Source organism: Actinomadura sp. NEAU-AAG7 (assembly GCF_018603865.1).
GTDB classification, from domain to species: Bacteria; Actinomycetota; Actinomycetes; order Streptosporangiales; family Streptosporangiaceae; genus Spirillospora; species Spirillospora litoris.
This window is the reverse complement of record NZ_JAHFZY010000006.1, coordinates 626,882-645,315: the sequence shown is the minus strand read 5'-3', so window position 1 is coordinate 645,315 and position 18,434 is coordinate 626,882. Positions and strand designations below refer to the sequence as shown.

Annotated in this window: 14 protein-coding genes; 10 read left to right on the top strand and 4 right to left on the bottom strand. The window is 73.6% G+C overall.

Annotated features, from left to right (window positions below):
• The first annotated feature begins 12 nt into the window (after positions 1–12).
• Both KLI87_RS29425 and KLI87_RS29420 read left to right on the top strand, forming a co-directional pair.
• Positions 13–714 carry a CDP-alcohol phosphatidyltransferase family protein gene (locus KLI87_RS29425; RefSeq protein WP_374225484.1) on the top strand — a complete coding sequence of 234 codons (702 nt, stop codon included), beginning with the start codon at positions 13–15 and terminating at the stop codon, positions 712–714.
• The gene (locus KLI87_RS29420; protein ID WP_214619536.1) at positions 711–3,209 is read left to right on the top strand and encodes a mannose-1-phosphate guanyltransferase; all 2,499 of its coding nucleotides are present in this window, start codon (positions 711–713) and stop codon (positions 3,207–3,209) included. Before KLI87_RS29425 ends, KLI87_RS29420 begins: the two co-directional genes overlap by 4 nt.
• A gap of 642 nt (positions 3,210–3,851) precedes the next feature.
• Here KLI87_RS29420 and KLI87_RS29415 read toward each other — a convergent pair.
• From KLI87_RS29415 to KLI87_RS29405, 3 genes are all read right to left on the bottom strand, one after another.
• A complete protein-coding gene (locus KLI87_RS29415) occupies positions 3,852–5,279 on the bottom strand; it encodes an aminotransferase class V-fold PLP-dependent enzyme (RefSeq protein WP_156216347.1) in 1,428 nt (475 codons plus the stop codon).
• A 95-nt stretch (positions 5,280–5,374) separates the two neighbouring features.
• The gene (locus tag KLI87_RS29410; protein WP_214619535.1) at positions 5,375–7,654 is read right to left on the bottom strand and encodes an ATP-binding cassette domain-containing protein; all 2,280 of its coding nucleotides are present in this window, start codon (positions 7,652–7,654) and stop codon (positions 5,375–5,377) included.
• A 185-nt stretch (positions 7,655–7,839) separates the two neighbouring features.
• Positions 7,840–9,180, bottom strand: coding sequence for a PLP-dependent aminotransferase family protein (locus KLI87_RS29405; RefSeq protein ID WP_214619534.1), 1,341 nt, complete (start codon positions 9,178–9,180; stop codon positions 7,840–7,842).
• Positions 9,181–9,271: 91 nt separating this feature from the next.
• Here KLI87_RS29405 and KLI87_RS29400 point away from each other — a divergent pair, with 91 nt between their 5' ends.
• The 8 genes from KLI87_RS29400 (at position 9,272) to KLI87_RS29365 (ending at position 15,533) form a co-directional block, all read left to right on the top strand.
• Positions 9,272–9,916 carry a LysE family translocator gene (locus KLI87_RS29400; RefSeq protein ID WP_214619533.1) on the top strand — a complete coding sequence of 215 codons (645 nt, stop codon included), beginning with the start codon at positions 9,272–9,274 and terminating at the stop codon, positions 9,914–9,916.
• Between the two features lie 283 nt (positions 9,917–10,199).
• Complete coding sequence (locus KLI87_RS29395) at positions 10,200–11,036, top strand: DUF881 domain-containing protein (protein WP_214619532.1); 837 nt, start codon at positions 10,200–10,202, stop codon at positions 11,034–11,036.
• Positions 11,037–11,076: 40 nt separating this feature from the next.
• Complete coding sequence (locus KLI87_RS29390) at positions 11,077–11,409, top strand: small basic family protein (RefSeq protein WP_214619531.1); 333 nt, start codon at positions 11,077–11,079, stop codon at positions 11,407–11,409.
• Positions 11,406–12,185, top strand: a complete 780-nt coding sequence (locus KLI87_RS29385; RefSeq protein WP_156216351.1) for a DUF881 domain-containing protein — start codon at positions 11,406–11,408, stop codon at positions 12,183–12,185. The genes KLI87_RS29390 and KLI87_RS29385 overlap by 4 nt, the downstream gene beginning before the upstream one ends.
• Positions 12,186–12,498: 313 nt before the next feature.
• Positions 12,499–13,032 (top strand): FHA domain-containing protein, encoded by a 534-nt coding sequence (locus KLI87_RS29380; RefSeq protein WP_156216352.1) that lies wholly within the window; start codon positions 12,499–12,501, stop codon positions 13,030–13,032.
• 153 nt (positions 13,033–13,185) lie between these two features.
• Entirely contained in the window at positions 13,186–13,914 is a 729-nt protein-coding gene (locus KLI87_RS29375) for a MerR family transcriptional regulator (protein ID WP_214619530.1), read from the top strand.
• Positions 13,915–14,055: 141 nt separating this feature from the next.
• Positions 14,056–14,526, top strand: coding sequence for a bifunctional nuclease family protein (locus KLI87_RS29370; protein ID WP_214619529.1), 471 nt, complete (start codon positions 14,056–14,058; stop codon positions 14,524–14,526).
• 404 nt (positions 14,527–14,930) lie between these two features.
• Positions 14,931–15,533 carry a MerR family transcriptional regulator gene (locus tag KLI87_RS29365; RefSeq protein WP_214619527.1) on the top strand — a complete coding sequence of 201 codons (603 nt, stop codon included), beginning with the start codon at positions 14,931–14,933 and terminating at the stop codon, positions 15,531–15,533.
• Positions 15,534–15,737: 204 nt separating this feature from the next.
• On the opposite strand, the gene KLI87_RS29360 is transcribed toward KLI87_RS29365, so the two are convergent.
• Positions 15,738–18,143, bottom strand: a complete 2,406-nt coding sequence (locus KLI87_RS29360) for a lysylphosphatidylglycerol synthase transmembrane domain-containing protein (RefSeq protein WP_308166283.1) — start codon at positions 18,141–18,143, stop codon at positions 15,738–15,740.
• Positions 18,144–18,434 lie beyond the last annotated feature (291 nt).

Genomic DNA, 18,434 nt, shown 5'->3' with positions numbered 1-18,434 from the left:
GCGAGCGCGGCGGTGGATGCTGTGGCCGGGCAGGACCGGATCTGGACGGTGCCCAACGTCCTGAGCATGGCGCGGCTCGTGGGCGTCCCGCTGTTCCTGTGGCTCGTCCTGGCCGAGGCGGACTGGTGGGCGCTCGGCCTGCTGGTGTTCGCCGGCCTCTCGGACTGGCTGGACGGCAAGCTCGCGCGCGTCCTCAACCAGACCAGCAAGCTCGGCATGGTCCTCGACCCGGCCGCCGACCGGCTCTACATCTTCGCGACGCTCGTCGGCCTGACGATCCGCGACATCATCCCGCTGTGGCTGGTGGTGCTGCTGGTCGCCCGGGAGGTGGCGATCCTCCCGATCGCGCCGATCGTCCGGCGGCTCGGGTACGGCGGGACGCTGCCGGTCCACTTCATCGGCAAGGCGGCCACGCTCTGCCTGCTGTACGCCTTCCCGCTGCTGCTGCTCGGCGACCACGACGGCGGCGCGGGGACCACGGCGAAGGTCATCGGATGGTCCTTCGCCATCTGGGGGACGGTCCTCTACTGGTGGGCGGCCGTCCTGTACTGGACGCAGACGCGCCGGCTGGTGCTGGCCGGACGCGCCTCGCCGCCGGATCCCGCCCCGGATCCGGGCCCGCCGCCGGACGCCGCGAGCGATCAGGCCGGGGGCGCGCCGCCGGGCGCCGGCCCCGTCGGCCGGCGCTCGGAGAGGAGCCGGAACTCCACATGAAGGCCGTCGTGATGGCGGGGGGCGAGGGGACGCGGCTGCGTCCGATGACCGCCAACCAGCCCAAACCGCTGCTCCCGCTCGTCAACCGGCCGATCATGGAACACGTGCTGCGCCTGCTCAAGCGGCACGGGTTCACCGAGACCGTCGTCACCGTCCAGTTCCTCGCGGCGCTGATCCGCAACTACTTCGGCGACGGCGACGAGCTCGGCATGGCGCTGAGCTACGCGACCGAGGAGATCCCGCTCGGCACCGCGGGCAGCGTCCGGAACGCGGGGGAGGCGCTGCGCGACGACCCGTTCCTCGTCATCTCCGGGGACGCGCTGACCGACATCGACCTGACCGACATGGTGCGCTTCCACCGGCGCAGCGGCGCCCTGGTCACGATCGGGCTCAAACGCGTCCCGAACCCGCTGGAGTTCGGGATCATCATCGTGGACGACGAGGGCCGCGTGCGCCGGTTCCTGGAGAAGCCCACCTGGGGCCAGGTGTTCTCCGACACCGTCAACACCGGCATCTACGTCATGGAGCCGGAGGTCCTCGACCACGTCGCGCCGGGCGAGGTCGTCGACTGGTCGGCCGATGTGTTCCCGCGGCTCCTCGCGGACGGCGCGCCGCTGTTCGGGTACGTCGCCGACTGCTACTGGGAGGACGTCGGCACCCACGAGAGCTACCTCCGGGCGCAGGCCGACATGCTGTCCGGCCAGGTCGGCATCGACCTCGGCGGCTTCGAGGTCTCGCCCGGCGTGTGGGTCGCCGAGGGCGCGGAGGTGGACGCCGAGGCCGTCCTGAAGGGCCCCCTCTACATCGGCGACTACGCCAAGGTCGAGGCCGGGGTCGAGTTACGCGAGTACACCGTCCTCGGCAGCAACGTCGTGGTGAAGGAGGGCGCGTTCCTGCACCGCGCGATCGTCCACGACAACGTGTTCGTCGCCCCGTCCACCAGCCTGCGCGGCTGCGTCATCGGCAAGAACACCGACATCATGGCCGGCGCCCGCGTCGAGGAGGGCGCGGTCGTCGGCGACGAGTGCGTCATCGAGGCCGAGGCCTACGTCTCCAGCGGCGTCAAGGTCTACCCGTTCAAGACCATCGAGGCCGGCGCGGTCGTCAACACCAGCGTGATCTGGGAGTCGCGCGGCCAGCGCAGCCTGTTCGGCCCGCGCGGCGTGTCCGGGCTGGTCAACGTGGAGATGACGCCGGAGCTCGCGGTACGCCTCGCCAGCGCCTACGCGACGACGCTCAAGAAGGGCACCACGGTCGTCGCCGGACGCGACGTCTCCCGCGCCGCCCGCACCCTCAAACGGGCCGTGATCAGCGCGCTGACGGCCGGCGCGATCGACGTCCTGGACCTGGAGGTCACCCCGCTCACCGTCGCGCGCTTCGAGACCGGCCGCGCCGACTGCGTCGGCGGCATCTACATCCGCACCACCCTCGGCGACCCCCAGGGCGTCGACATCCTCTTCCTCGACGCGGACGGCGCCGACCTGTCCCAGGCGGCGCGGCGCAGGCTGGAGCGCGTGTTCGGCCGCCAGGAGTACCGCCGCGCGTTCCCCGGCGAGATCGCCGAGCTGACCTACCCGCCCCGCGTCGTGGAGACCTACACCCGCGACCTGCTCCGCCGCGTGGACATCAGCGGCGTCCGCGAGGCCGGCCTGAAGATCGTCTTGGACAGCGCTGGCGGCACCGCCTCGCTCGTCCTGCCGAACCTGCTCGGCAAGCTCGGCGTCGAGGTCCTCACCCGCAACAACGGCCTGGACGAGGCCAACCCCACCGAGACGCTCGCCGAGCGGATGCGCGACCTGGAACGCCTCGGCAGCCTGGTCTCGTCATCCCGCGCCGCGTTCGGCGTCCGGTTCGACCCGGTGGGGGAGCGGATCTCGCTCGTGGACGAGAACGGCGAACCCGTCGGCGACGACCGGGCCCTGCTCGTCATGCTCGACCTCGTCGCCGCCGAGCGCCGCACGGGACGCGTCGCGCTCCCGGTGACCACCACCCGGGTCGCCGAGCGCGTCTGCCGCTTCCACGGCGTCCAGGTGGAGTGGACGTCCACCTCGCAGGACGTCCTCACCCGGGCCGCCGCCCACCCCGAGGTGATCTTCGCCGGCGACGGTCGCGGCGGCTTCCTCATGCCCGAGTTCAGCGGCACCGTGGACGGGATCGCCGCGTTCATCCGCCTCGTCGGCCTCGTCGCCAGAACCCGCCTGACGCTCTCCCGCATCGACCGCCGCATCCCCGAGGCCCACCTGCTCCGGCGCTCCGTCCCGACCCCGTGGGCGGCCAAGGGCGGCGTGATGCGCCACGTGGTGGAGGCCGCCGGGGGCCGCACGGTCGACACCACCGACGGCGTGCGGGTGGTCGAGGACGACGGCCGCTGGGTCCTGGTCCTCCCCGACCCCGCCGAGCCCGTCACCCACCTGTGGGCCGAGGGCCCGGACACCGGTTCCGCCCAGGACCTGCTCGAACAGTGGGCGACGGTGGTGGAGCGAACAGGCACCTGACCCGACCCGCACACCACGGCGTGAAGCAGAAAGGGACACGCCGATTAAAGGGGCTGCGCCGTCCGCAGGATTGCGCAGCGAGGCCGACAGGCCCTGACCACCGTCCCACGGCGAGCGCCGACATGCTCCTGAGCCCCACGGCCAGGGCCCGGGCGGGCCGAAGGTCAGGTTAAAGGGGCTGCGCCGTCCGCGGGATTGCGCAGCGAGGCCGACAGGCCCTGACCACCGTCCCACGGCGAGCGCCGACACGCTCCTGAGCCCCACGGCCAGGGGCCCGGGCGGGCCGAAGGTCAGGTTAAAGGGGCTGCGCCGTCCGCGGGATTGCGCAACGAGGCCGACAGGCTTTGACCACCGCCCCACGGCGAACGCCGACATGCTCCTGAGCCCCACGGCCACGGGCCCGGGCGGGCCGAGGGTCAGGCGCGGACCGTTGGCGCGAGGTCAGCAGCGCTCGCGGGACTCGCACGGGCGAATCGCGGCACACCTTGACAAGCGTTCCACGCCCGATCGGCGGCAGAGCGCGCACCGTATGGGGCCGGGTCTTGGCAGCGTTCGCGGGGCTCGTGTGGGCGGGTCGGCATGCTTTTGGCAGGCGTTTCGTGCTCGATCGGAGGCGGGAGGTGGACTGTCTGGGGTGGGGCCTCAGCAGCGTTCGCGAGGTTTCAGGCCGCCGGGGTCCGGGACGCGGTCGCTGTAGGTGGCCTCCAGGAAGGTGACGAGGCGCTCGACGTCGGCGGTGTTCGAGACCAGGCCGAGGGAGGCGCGGACGGCGCCGCCGCTCGGGAGGCCGAGGATGCCGAGGTAGTCCTCCAGTGAGCGGGCGCCCCGGCCGACGAAGCCGAAGCCGCGCAGGGCGCGCTCGGAGATCCCGAAGGCGCCCTCGCCGGCGCCCGGGTTGCAGAAGCAGCCGGTGCGGATGGAGATGCCCGCGGCGGCGGTGTCGCGGGCGATGATCCGCTCGTCCACGATCCGGCCCCGGCGGTCGAGGACGTTGAAGGCGACCGTGCCGCCGCGGCGGTCGGTGCCGTCCGGCCCGTAGAGCACGATCATGGGTGAGCCGTCGGGGTGGCGCAGGCCCGTGAGGCGGTGCAGGAGCCAGGACGTCAGGTGGTGGACGCGCCGGTGGATGAGGTCGATGCCGATGTCCTCGATCCAGCGGACGCCGAACTCGACGTCGGGGATCGACAGGAAGTTGAGGGTGCCGTCCTCGAAGGCCGTCTCGTCGCGGGCCATGATGTGCCAGCCCCCGAGGGCGCTCACGGCCTGGATCGTCCCGCCCGCGAACCAGGGCCGCCGGAGCCGGGCCAGCGCCGCGCGCCGGGCGACCAGCGCGCCGACGCCGGTCGGGTAGCCGAACACCTTGTACCAGCTCACGGGGACGAAGTCGGGATGCACCCGGGAGAGGTCCAGGCGGTTCGCCGGGACGAACGCCGCCGCGTCCAGCAGCACGTCGTAGCCGCGCGCGTGCGCGAGCTCGATCCAGCGCAGCGGATGCTGGACGCCGGTGAAGTTGCTCTGGGCCGGGAACACGAACAGGCCCCGGCGGCGTCCGAGGGCGGCGCGGACCTCCTCCCCGGGGACGCGGAGATCCGGTGCGCGGACCGGCAGATGGGTGACCTGCGCACCGCGCGCCCGCGCGAACTCCCGGATCCCGTTCACCGAGTTGTGGTTGTCGCTCGTCAGGATGAGCCCCGTGCCGCGCCGGAACGGATACGCCTCGCCGACCAGGCGGCAGGCCCCGGTGGCGTTCGCGGTGAAGATCACCGCGTACTCGTCCGGGGAGGCGTTGAAGAACCTCAGGATCGCCGCGCGCGCCTCCTCCACGAGGGCCGTGGCCGCGCTGGAGGTCGGGCTCTCCGAATGCGGGTTGCCGAAACAGTGCCCGGACAGCCGCTCGAAGTGCGCGCGGAGCTGCGCGTGGGCCGCCACCCCCGAGCCGGTGTAGTCGAGGTAGACCTGGCCGCGCTCGTCCAGGTGCCCGTACTCGGCGGCGCGAAGCTCGTCGAGTCGCCGAGTCGCTGCGTACTCGGGATGGAGTGTCGGCGTGGCGTCGACCTGGAAGTCAGACATCGTCTACCCCCGACTCTAATAGCGGCACACCCTAAAAGGACGCTCCAAAACGGAAGGGTGTTATGCAAGGGGGCAGAGTGACCTTTTTTGGTCGATCATTGAGCGTTTGGTGCCCTGCGCGAGAGGACGAGACAGGTGCCCGCGAGGAACAGCGCCGCGAATCCGGCCAGCAGCGCCCAGTCGACGAGGAGTGAACGCGAGAAGGTGTCGCCGTAGGAGGCGAGCAGGGGCGGGCCCAGCGGGGACCGTCCCGATCCCCAGAGCCGCTCCACCCCGAGACTGTGCCCGAGGCCCTCGAACGCCCACCGGTTCGACATGGCGTAGCTCAACCACCTCCCCGGCGCCGCCATCACCGGCACCGGCAGGATCGCCCCCACGAACAGCACCTGGGGGAAGCAGAGCATCGGCAGCGCCATCGTCGCCTGCGCGGGATCGGTGACCGCCGCCGACACGAGCAGCCCGAGCGCCAGCGCGGCGAGCGAGCAGAGCAGCAGCGTGACGAACAGCGCCCCGAACGTCCGCCAACCCATCGGCGGCAGCCGGTCGAGCGTGCGCAGTACGCCGAGCATCAGCGCGTCCACGACGGCCAGCAGGGGCAGCAGCACGGCCACCTTCGCCAGCACGTAGGGACCGACCCGCAGCCCGCCATCCCTCCTCCCGCCACGCCCGGCGGCCACCTTCGGGTCTTCAGACGCGCTCCGCCCGGCCCCCGGCTCCCGTGTCGCGCTCCGCCCGGCCTCCGCGCCCTGCGTCATGCTTCGCCCGGGCTCGGGCTCCCGCGCCGAGGTCTGCCCGGCCTTCGGCCCCTGTGGCACGCTCCGCCCCGGCTCCGGGCCTGGCGTCACGCTCCGGCCGACCTCAGGGGCTTGTGTCATGCTTCGCCCGGCCTCCGGGTCCCGCGTCGTACCGCGTCCGGCCTCCGGGTCTTGGATCATGCTCTGCCCGGCCTCCGGGGCCCACGGCGTATTGCGTCCGGCCTCCGGGCCTGGCGTCATGCTTCGCCCGGTGTCCGGTTCCCGCGCCATGGTTCGCCCGGCGGTTCGCCCGGCGTCTGGGCTCCGGCCGGCGTCCGCGGGCCGGTGAGCATCCGATCTCCGGGTGTCTTCTGCTCTTGAGGCGGGCTCAGCCTCGTTTTCGGCCTCCATGGCGCGATCGGCGGCCATCTCCCGGTCGGCTCCGAGGATGCGAGGCTCTATGGGGCGCTGTTCGTTTGACGGCTCCTTTGCTGGGCGGGTGCCGTTGCCGGACGGGAGACGGGCCTCCTGGAATGTCGCCTCGCTCAGCGGTGTGGGCGCCGGCGGCCGTCCGGTGCGGGTGACCCGTCGGCGGCGGCCGGTGAAGCGTTCGCGTCTGAGGACGGGCAGTTCCGTGCATATCTGCAGGAGCCCGTAGGTCAGTCCGAAGAAGAAGCCGCCGAACGCGATCCAGAAAAGGATCATCACGCCCGCGCTCGGGCTGGGGGAGGCCGGTGAGAACGCCCCCGGCCGGAACAGGACCGCGAACATCGCCAGCACCATGAGCGGCGAACCGGCCAGGACTGCCAGGGTGAGCCGGTTGCGGGTCAGCAGGTCGAGGTTGCGCCGGGTGAGCAGCGCCCACTGGGCGAAGGCGCCGATCCCCGGGCCCGCGGCGCGGCCCGGGGCGTCGAACCGCCCGGCCCATTCGCGGGGGGCCTCCTCCCCGGCGAGGCGCAGGTAGATGTCCTCGATGCCGTCGGCCTGGAACCTCCGCTTGGCCTCGGCGGGCGAGCCGTAGAACGCGAGCCGCCCGTCCGGCGCGAGGACGGCCACGCGGTCGCACACCGCGACGTCCGGCGGATGGTGGGTGGTGACGATGACGGTCGTCCCGGCGTCTGCGAGCCCGCGCAGCAGGCGCATCAGGTCGGCGGCGGTGGCGGGGTCGAGGCCCGAGGTCGGCTCGTCCAGGTAGAAGACGCCAGGACGGGTTAACAGCTCGACCGCGATGCTCGCCCGTTTGCGCTCCCCGCCGCTGAGCGCCCCGACCCGCTGCCCCGCGTGCTCGGTGAGTGCCAGAGCCTCCAGGACCTCGTTCACGGCCTTCTCGGCGGCCTGCGGGGACGTCCCCGAGGGCAGCCGCAGCCCCGCCGCGTACCGCAGGGTGCGCCGCAGCGGCATCTCCATATGGACGATGTCGTCCTGCGGGACATATCCGAGCGTGCCCCCGCCGCCGTTGTGGCGGATCTCGCCCTCCGAAGGCGGCCGTACGCCCGCGATGGCGTCCAGCAGCGTCGTCTTGCCCGCCCCGCTGCCGCCGATGATCGCGACGAGCTCGCCGCTCGCGATCGTCAGCGACACGTCCCGCAGCGTCCGCCGGCCCCCGCCGGTCCGCTGCCCGACCCCACAGACCTCGATCATCCCATCGCCCCCAGCCTGATCTCCCCGCTCTCCAAGAACGATGGACGACCCGTTCCCCGAAGTCCAGCCATCCGCCGACCTGTGGACAACTCGTGGCGCGGCCGCCCGCCCCGGAGGTTCAGGGGCCCGGGCACGATCACCCGGCGCCGGGCCGCCGGGGCCCTTTCCCGCAGGTCGGCGGGCGTTCAGTCGATCTCCGCGTCCTCGGGCGTGCCCGCCGCGATCTCGGCCAGCACCGTGAGCGCGCGGGCGAGGGTCTCCGGAGGCGGCGACGCGAGGCCGACGCGGACCGCGCGCGGGGCCCCGGCCGTCCCGACGACGAACGCGGCCGCCGGGGTCACGGCGATGCCGCGCCGCCCGGCGGCGGCCACGAAGGTGTCGGCGCGCCATGGTGAGGGGAGGTCCCACCAGCAGAAGTACGAGCACGGGTCGGTCCGGACGGCGGCGCCCGCGAGGCGCTCGGCCGCGATCCGCTGGCGGGACGCGGCGTCGGCGCGCTTGGCCTCGCCGACGTCCTCGACCGCCCCGGAGGCGATCCAGCCGGACGCCGCGTCCAGCGCGAACCGGGCGGGCGCCCAGGCGCCCGAGCGCAACGCGGAGGCGACGCGTCCGGTGAGCGGCTGGGGGACGACCGCGAAACCGAGCGTGAGCCCCGGCGCGAGCCGCTTGGAGAGGCTGTCGACGACCACCGTGCGCCGCGCCGCGAGCGAGGCCAGGGGCGCCGGGCCGTCCGCGGCGACGAACGACCACACGCGGTCCTCGATGGCGTGGAGGTCGAGGCGCGCGAGCGCGGCGGCGAGCGCGGCGCGCCGCTCCCACGGCATCGTCGTCCCGTAGGGGTTCTGCAAGGTCGGCTGGACGTAGACGGCCGCGAGCCGCGCGCGCTCGTGCACGTCGGCCAGCGCGTCGGGGCGCAGGCCGTGCTCGTCCATCGGGATCGGGACGAGCGTCACGCCCAGCCTGGACGCGATGCCCTTGATCACCGGGTAGGTCAGCGCCTCGACCCCGAGCCGCCCGCCCGGCGGTACCAGCGCGGCGACCGCCCCCGCGAGCGCCTGGCGGCCGTTCCCCGCGAACAGGATCTCGGACGGCGCGGGTCTCCAGCCCTGCGTGGACAGCAGCCCCGCCACGGCCTCGCGCGCGTCCGCGGTGCCGCCCACGCCGACAAGGCCGAGGGCGGTGTCCAGGGCGTCCGGACGTAGGAGGCGCTCCATGCCGGACGCGAGCAACGCGCCCTGCTCGGGCACCACGGGATAGTTGAGTTCGAGGTTGACGCGGGCGTTCGTCGGCTCGGCCAACGCGGGGGTGGCCGCGCGCTCCGCCGAGCGGACGAACGTGCCGCGCCCCACCTCGCCGGTCACCAGGCCCCGGCGCGCGAGCTCCTGGTACACGCGGCTCGCCGTGGAGTTGGCGATGCCCCGGGCGCGCGCGAAGGAGCGCTGCGGCGGTAGCCGCTCGCCGGGGCGCAGCCGCCCCGCCCTGATGTCGGCGGCCACCGCGTCCGCCACCCGCCGAAAGTCATCCATGCATTCCCCAAATTGCACCGAGAGCAAAGTGATTATTGCACTGATTCCGCTCCGAGTCCTAGCATCGGGGCAACCCACTGGAGGAAGTGCAATGATCTCGCTCGCCGCCCTGGCCGGTATGGCCCTCGTCGCCCTCGGGATCGTCCTCAGCCCCGGCCCCAACATGGTCTACCTGGTGTCGCGGTCGGTGACGCAGGGCAGGCGCGCGGGTCTGATCTCGCTCGGCGGCGTCGCGGCGGGCTTCCTGGTCTACGTGGTCGCCGCCACCGCCGGGCTCACCACCGTCTTCGCCCTGGTCCCGCCCCTCTACACGGCGATCAAGCTGGGCGGCGCGGTCTACCTGCTCTGGCTCGCCTGGCAGGCGGTCCGGCCGGGAGGCGCGTCCGCGTTCGCGCCGAGGGAGCTCCCCGCCGACCCTCCGCGCCGCCTTTTCACGATGGGCCTCGTGACCAACCTGCTGAACCCGAAGATCGCCGTCGTCTACGTGTCGCTGCTGCCGCAGTTCGTCGACCCCGACCGGGGGCACGTCGCCCTGCAGAGCCTCATGCTCGGCGCCGTCCAGGTCCTGGTCGCCGTCACCGTGAACGTCCTCATCGTCCTCGGGGCCGGGAGCATCGCCGCGTTCCTCACCCGCAGCCCCGGGTGGCAGCGGGTCCAGCGCTACCTCATGGGCTCCGTCCTGGCCGGCCTCGCCCTGCGCATGGGCCTCGACCGCTCCCGCGCCCCCGTGGCCTGAGCACGCCCCTCCTCCAAGCCCGTCCCGCATGCGGGCCGCACCGGCGCGGCACGGCGGGGCGGCGGAGGGCCGCCTGTGCGGACGACGCGCCGGCTCTTGCCATGATGGGCTCGTGATCGCACGCCACGGCACCCCGGAACCTCCTGAACCGGGCGACCGTAAACCACCGTCCGGGCGGCCGGATACGCCCGTGCCCGGCGTCCGGGACCCGCGCGGACCTCAGGGCGACGAGGCGACGGAGGGGTCGTCCAAGACGGGAGGCTGGGGGCGCCCGGACGCCTCCATGTCACTGCTCCTCGACCTGTTCTCCGGAAAACTGCTCGACCCCGGATACGCGGAGGCGGCGGCCCGGCGGGAGGCAAGCGGAGGCGGGGGCGCGGACGGCGCGCGGCGGAGCCGGTTCGGGGGCGGCGGCGTCCTGCTCGTCCTCGTGCTCGTGGGGGTGCTCCTGGCCGTGGCGGGGGCCGAGGTGCGCCGCAGCGAGCCCGTGGCGGCCGAGCAGCGCGCCAGGCTCATCGACGAGATCCATGCCCGCACCGGCGAGACCGACGCCCTGCAGCGGCGCCTGGACCGGCTGCGGGACGAGACCGAGCGGCGGCGGGCCGCCGCCCTGGCGCGCAGCGACGCAGGCCGCCGGGCGCGCCGGGAGCTGGCCGAGGCGAGGACGGCCGCCGCGGCCGCGCCCGCGGCGGGATCCGGGCTGGTCATCACGCTGGACGACGCGCCGCACGACGAGGCGCCGTCCGGCGGCGGACCCGAGGCGGACGACGGCCGGGTCTATGATCAGGACATCCAGGTCGCGGTGAACGGCCTCTGGGCCGCCGGCGCCAGGGCGATCGGGATCAACGGCCAGCGGGTCACGCCGGTCACGGCCATCAGGACGGCGGGCGAGGCGATCCTCGTCGACTACCGCCCGCTCCGCGCCCCCTACGAGGTGACGGCCCTGGGCGATCCCGGGACCCTGCGGAAGGGCTTCGAGGGGGCGGCGGCCGACCGGCGGCTCCGGCAGCTCCAGGAGCGCTACCGGATCGGCTACGCGACGCGCCGCTCCGACGAGGTGCGCCTGCCCGCGGCGGCCGGGCTCCAGCTGCGCTACGCCACCCTCCGGGAGGGCCGATGAGGGCGGGCGGAACAGGGAACGGGGGAGAGGTGGGCCGGGAGTGATCGCGCTGATCGGGCTGGCGATCGGGGTGGCGCTCGGTTTCATCTTCGAGCCGACCGTCCCGCTCTGGCTCCAGCCCTACCTGCCCATCGCGATCGTGGCGGCGCTGGACGCCATGTTCGGCGGCGTCCGGGCCCGGCTGGAGGGGATCTTCGACGAGAAGGTGTTCGTCGTCTCCTTCGTCAGCAACACCGTCATCGCCGCGCTGATCGTCTTCCTCGGGGACCAGCTCGGCGTCGGCTCCCAGCTCTCCACCGGCGTCGTGGTCGTCCTCGGCATCCGCATCTTCTCCAACGCGGCGGCCATCCGGCGGAAGCTGTTCGGCGCATGACCGCACCAGGCGAGGACCCGGCGCCCGAGGCTTCCGGCGGCCAGAGCCCGGCGGACGAAGGCTCACGCAGGTCATCGGCCCCGCCCTCGGAGGCTCCCAAGGGCGTCGGCGGGGTACTGGATCTGCTGCGCCCCCGCGTTTCCTGGGGGCAACTCGCCGGCGGGCTTCTGTGCCTGCTACTGGGGTTCGCCGTGGTGGCCCAGGTGCAGGCGAACAAGCGCGACACCACGTTCGCCACCGCGCGGCAGGACGAGCTGGTCGGCATCCTGTCCGACCTGGGCCAGCGCTCCGAGCGGCTGAGGGGAGACCTTCGCGACCTGGAGGAGACCAAGGCCGGTCTCGAACGTGACGCCCAGGGCGGGACGGCGCTGGAGGAGGCGCGCAGACGGGCGACCACCTACGGCCTCCTAGCGGGCACCCTCCCGGCCGAGGGGCCGGGCGTGGAGGTCGCGATCGACGACCGCAGGCACGGCGTGCGGGCGCTCCACCTGCTGGACGCGCTGCAGGAGCTGCGCGACGCGGGCGCCGAGGTCATCCAGGTCAACGAGGTCCGCGCCGGGGTCGACACCTACTTCCTGGACGAGCAGGACGGCGTCCAGGCCGACGGGCGGCTGCTGCAGGCCCCGTACCGGTTCCTCGCCATCGGCGACCCCCACACCATGGCCACCGCGCTCAACATCCCCGGCGGCGTGGTGAAGACGCTCCAGGGCGCCGGAGCCGTCGTGTCGATCACCCCGCGCGCGAGGATCGCCGTTCGCGCGATACGGTCTCCGTGAGGGGAGACGGGGGGAGCGGTAAACCGGGGGCTCGGCCCAGGCGTCGTGATCGGCGGCCGTCCGCGCGGCGGCATAGACCGGCGATCATCGGCGAAGGTAGCTTTGGGGCAGCCGGGCTCACCGCTCCAGTTGACCCCTCGGGTGATACCCGCGTAAGTTGCGGCGACTGCCGCGTGCGGGCGGTGAGTTGGACCGTGGTCGGGGGACGGGTCCCCGGCGTGGGTTGGTTGATGGATGCGCGTGGCGCAGGCGGTACCCGCGGCAGCGGGGCGTCCGTGTGCGGCACGCCGATGGTAGGAGGCCGAGCCGATCGATGCCGAGCGTCTACTGCACGCAGTGCGGTCACGCCAACCCGGATGATGCCCGCTTCTGCTCGAACTGCGGCACTCCGCTGACCCGGAGCGCGCCGTCGCCGCTGCCTCCCCGGGAGTCGCCGGGCGAGTCGACCTCGACGATCTCCATCGGCGGGTTCGAGGCCCTCGACACCGACCAGGGCGAGGAGCCGGTCGGTCCCGAGCAGATGACCGTGGAGGCGCTGCCCCCCGGGACGGCGCTGCTCGTGGTCAAGCGGGGCCCGAACGCCGGCAGCCGCTTCCTGCTCGACAAGGACCAGACGTCGGCAGGCCGCCACCCCGAGAGCGACATCTTCCTGGACGACGTCACCGTGTCCCGGCGGCACGCCGAGTTCGCCCGCCAGGGCGGCGTGTTCTCCGTCCGCGACGTGGGCAGCCTCAACGGCACCTACGTCAACCGCCAGCGGATCGACCAGGCCGGCCTGTCGGGCGGCGACGAGGTGCAGATCGGCAAGTTCCGCCTGGTCTTCCTGACGAACCCGCAGCACGGCTGACCGGGACCCGGAGCGGAGCGCCAGCGGAGTGGACGTCGCCGGTCAGCACACCCGCCACGGGTCGTCCCGCCGAGGGGCCCGGCCGGTGCCGGGCGCCCGCGGGGCCGCCGGCGCCCCGGTGACGGGCCTCCGGCGGCGAGGGGAGGGGCGGCCATGAATCCGCGCCCGGCCCGGTCCCTGATGACGATCGGGGACGTCCTCGGCCTGCTCAGGCCCGACTTCCCCGACGTCACGATCTCCAAGATCAGGTTCCTGGAGTCCGAGGGGCTGATCGAGCCGCAGCGCAGCCCGTCCGGCTACCGGAAGTTCGCCGACGGCGACGTCGAGCGGCTCCGGTTCGTGCTCACCGCGCAGCGCGACCACTACCTGCCGCTGCGGGTGATCAGGCAGCACCTGGAGGCCCGCGACCGCGGCGAGGCCGTACCGCCGCTCGGCGCCCGCCGCGCCGCCCCCGAGAACGGGCGGCGCCGCCCCCGCAACCTCGTGGCGGCCGACACGACGGCGGAGGAGCCCGCCGTCCGGCTGACCCGCCGCCAGCTCCTGGACGGCGCCGGCATCGGCGAGGACCTGCTCGCGAGCCTGGAGGAGTACGGCCTCGTCCGCCGGATCGGCGCCCATTACCACGGCGAGGACCTCGCGATCGCGCGCACGGCCGCCGCGCTCGGCGAGTTCGGCTTCGAGGTCCGGCACCTGCGCGCGGTCAAGGCCGCCGCCGACCGGCAGGTCGGGCTGATCGAGCAGATGGTCGCCCCCCAGCTCCGCCGCCGCAGCCCCGGCGCCCACGAGCAGGCCGCCGAGACCGCGCGCGAGATCGCCGCGCTGTCGGTGCGGCTGCACGCCGCGCTCGTCGCGAACGGACTCCGTGAGAGCCTCGATCCCTGATCACGGGGGTGCGGAGGATTTTGCCTCCCCGGCGGCGCGACGGACGGTCCGACACGGGGTGTACTTTGGCTACAGGGTTCGGTCAGGAATCGGTCCGGTGTACGTGGCGATCGAGACAGCGAGAACCATCAGGGAGCCGCAGTGAAGCAGATGGAGGTCGTCGGCGTCCGGGTCGAGATGCCCTCCAATCAGCCGATCGTCCTGTTGAAGGAGACGGAGGGCGAGCGTTACCTGCCCATCTGGATCGGGGCGGTCGAGGCGACCGCGATCGCCTTCGCCCAGCAGGGGGTGCTGCCCGCCCGCCCGCTCACGCACGACCTGTTCCGGGACGTCCTGGACGCCCTCAGCGTGCAGCTCCGCGCCGTGAACATCACCGCCCTGCGCGAGGGGATCTTCTTCGCCGACCTCGTCTTCTCCAACGGCGTGGAGGTGAGCGCCCGGCCCTCGGACTCGATCGCCCTGGCGCTGCGCACCGGCGCCACGATCTTCGCCAGCGAGGACGTGCTGGAGGAGGCCGGCGTCGCCATCCCCGACGAGCAGGAGGACGAGGTCGAGAAGTTCCGCGAGTTCCTCGACACGATCTCGCCCGAGGACTTCGGCCGCGCGGGCTGACCCTGCCCGCCGACCCTGCCCGCCGACCCTGCCCGCATGCCCTCCACCTCCCCGCTCGGCCCCTGAAGGCACCCCCCGAACGATCACCCTGGGTGATCGGGTGTAATGTAGGGGTTCCGTGGGATATGTCACTCTGGGGTGCAAGGTCATGCCCCGCCGCGATTGGTCTTGCATTGCCCTGGACCTGGCCGTTTCCGATGGGCGACGATCGGGGTAGGAGTGCGGTGACGGCGAAGGTGCGCAGTTTGCCCACGTGAAGCCGGTTCATCCGGGCATGCGACGCGCCGACGGTGAACGTTGACCACGCCCTGACCGGCACCTACCGTGCTGGTGGAACACCCGTGGTGTAATTCGTCAAACCCCCTTGACGAAGCGCCACGGGCTGATAGAAGCCGGAGGTCCGCGTGGCGGTGAGCAGCGGCGAGGGCAAGGCGACCCCCGACAGGCACATGGCGTCCCGGCGTGCCGGAGAGCAGGGCCTGCTCTTCGAGACCCAGGTGACGGCGCCGCCGGAGGATGTCGGCTACCGCGGCCCGACCGCGTGCGCCGCGGCGGGGATCACCTACCGGCAGCTCGACTACTGGGCGCGCACACGGCTCGTGGACCCGAGCGTCCGCGCCGCCCACGGATCGGGCAGCCAGCGGCTCTACAGCTTCCGCGACATCCTCGTGCTGAAGGTCGTCAAGCGCCTCCTGGACACGGGCGTCTCGCTCCAGCAGATACGCACGGCGGTCACCCACCTGCGCGACCGGGGCGTCCAGGACCTCGCCCAGATCACCCTGATGAGCGACGGCGTCAGCGTCTACGAGTGCACCTCCGCCGACGAGGTCGTCGACCTGCTCCAGGGCGGCCAGGGCGTCTTCGGGATCGCCCTCGGCCGCGTCTGGCAGGAGGTCGAGGGAAGCCTCGCCGAACTCCCCGGCGAACGCGCCGCCACCGACGACGACCCCTCCGAGCACCCCCACGACGAACTGGCCAACCGCCGCCGGGCCCGCCGCACCGGCTGACCCGGTCCGCGCCCACCCCCGCGCCCCCGGCCTCCCGCCCCGCACACCACCCGGCTCCGGCCCCGCGACGACGCACAGCGCCGCACCGGCCTCCGAGCCCCGCAGGGCCCCAGCTTCCGGGTCCGCGCCGCCTGGTCCACCTCGCCGCCTCGCGAGTCCGCACCCTCGGCGTAGCGGATGTCCCGTGCGCGCGCTCGCCGGCTTCTAGATCGCCTGTTTGCGTTGCAGGTAGGCGAACGCCGCCCAGCCCGGCAGGACCGGCAGCCACAGCGTCAGCAGCCGGTACAGCAGCACCGCCGACGTCGCGGTCTCCGCCGCCAGCCCGGAGATCGTCAGCGCCAGGGTCAGGGCGCCCTCGACCGCGCCCAGGCCGCCCGGGGTCGGGGCCGCCGAGCCCAGCGCGTTCGCGGTCAGGAACACCACCACCACCGACGTCCAGTGCAGCGAGCCGCCGAACGCCCGGATCGAGGCGTCCAGGCACAGCACGAACGCCACCGTGAGCAGCAGCGTCCCGCCCATGCCCGTGGCGAGCTTGCGGGGCGACTGCAGGACGTCCACCAGGCGCGGCACCACGCCCGAGAACATGCTCCGCATCCGCGAGGACACCACCCGGCGCACCTTCGGGACGGTCAGCGTCAGCCCCGCCACCAGCGCCAGCACGAACACGGCGATGACGATCGTGCGGGAGGGCGCCAGGTCCTGCGTCGCCTTGTTCGTGGAGCCGGTGAGGAACCCGAACAGGATCAGCAGCAGGATGTGCGTGACCATCCCGACCAGCTGGGACGCGCCGACGCTCGCCACCGCCGGCCCCGGCCGCACCCCCGAGCGCTGGAGGTAGCGGGTGTTGATCGCGACGCCGCCGACCGCGGCGGGCGCCACCAGTTTCACGAACGAGGCCGCGACCTGCACGAGCACGGTCCGGCCCAGAGGGAGCCGTTCCGGGACGAACCCCATCAGCATGAACGCCGCGGCGAGGTAGGTGAGCGTGGCCGCACCGAGCGCCACCGCCACCCACCACCAGGTCGCCGTCGACACCAGATGCGCGATGTCCAGGCTGGCGACCTGCGGGATCACGATGTAGGCGGCGAACGACAGCGCCACGATGCTGAAGATCGTGCGGGGCTGGAAGCGCTCCAGCCGGACGGGCGCCGCCTCCGTCTCCGGCTTCAGCCGGACGATCTGCTCCCTGATCCGGGTCAGCAGGCCCCGGTCCTGGCGCAGCGCCGCCCGGGTCGCCCGCGACAGCGCCACCCGCTGGAGCAGCGGGACGGCCGCCGCCAGGGCCTCCTCGCCGAGCACCGCCGCCGCCGTCGCGACGGCGCGCTCCGGGCCCGCCCGCAGCGCCAGCGTCGTCAGCAGCTGCGCGAGGTCCAGGCGCAGCGCCAGGTCGCCGACCGCGACCTCCCCGGACCGCAGGTCGGTGACGTAGGCGCGGCCGTCGTCGCCGACCAGGACGGCGTGGCCCTCCAGCCGCCGGTGCGCGAGCCGCCCCGCCTGCATCCGCCGGAACTGACGCCACACGTCGGTCAGCAGCCCGTCGGTGACCTCCTCGTCGGGGACGTCGCCGAGCCGCCGCCCCGGCACGTGCTCGTAGGCGAGCAGCGCCGCCTCCGTGCCGACCTCCGAGGTGCCCGCCAGCCGCGGCGTCCGCGCGCCCGCCGCGTCCACGGCGTAGGCCATCAGGGACTCCTGCTCCAGCGACCGGCGCAGCGAACGCAGCGCCCGGCCGGTCGTCGCGCCGCGCAGCCGCAGCAGCCGCCACACGCGGTACAGGACCCCGGCGGTCTGCTGGTCGCGGTCCAGCACCCGCACCTCAAGGTTCCACTCGCCGCGCCGCGCGGGGACGCGCGCGGCGTCCTCGTCTTCGTCGGGCGCCAGCGCGACCCCGTACCGGCGGGGCTCCTCGGTGTCGCCGTCCGCCGGGTCGAGGTAGGCGGCGCGCTCGGGACGGAACCCGAGCCGCTCCAGCGCCGCGACCACTGCCGTCCCGGGCGGGCGCGGGTTCGGCGTCCCGACCGCGTAGAGGGTGCCGTGCCCGATCGCCCGCCCCAGCAGGTACGTCGCCGCCAGCGCCGCCACCGAGGCGTAGGAGGCGGTGAGCCCGGTCAGCGCCGCCAGCCCGATCATCGTCCACGTCGCGGCCTGCCAGCGGGCCCGGCCCGCCATCCCCACCGCGCTCACGAACGCGATCACCGGCGCGATGTCGGTGTGCACCGGCGCGGTCTCGGTGCCGCCCCAGATCAGCGAGTCCAGCACGCCGCCGGGCGCCGAGGGCACCACCAGGTCGTCCAGCCCGATCGTGAGCAGGAAGGCGATCACCGCCGCCAGCAGCGCGATCGCGACGCGCTTGCCGTCCTTGCGGACCACCCGCTCGACCGCGAACGCCACCGGGACGGCCAGCACCCCGAAGCTGGAGGCCAGCGTCGCCAGCGACAGCAGCAGCCGGGGCGCGTGCGCGGTGCCCTCGGCGATGTCGGTCTGCAGCCCGTGCGTCGTCTGCTGCGCGAAGGACACCAGCAGCATCACGGCCGCGAGCAGCACGCACGAGGCCGCGAACCGGATCGCGTCGGCCGGGCGCCGGATCCGGTCGGGACGCGGCGGATCGTCCACGGGCACGGCCGTGCCGCGCCTCGGGGCCTCCGTGTCCGGCCCCGGGGGCGCCTCCCCGGCGCGGGCCGGGGGCACATCGGCCGGCCGCGCCGCCTCGTGCCGCCGTGTCACACCGTGCCGCCGCACTGGCCATCCGTCATCGTGATCAGCGTCCCAGAACCGGCGGCGCCTCGTCGACCGGACGCCGCCCCTACCGCCCGTCCGCGCGGGCCGTTCTCATCGTACTGGGGGGTATGCCCGCCGCCGCCCAGGTCACCGGGGTCTCCGGACGGAAGTCCCGAGGCCCGCCCA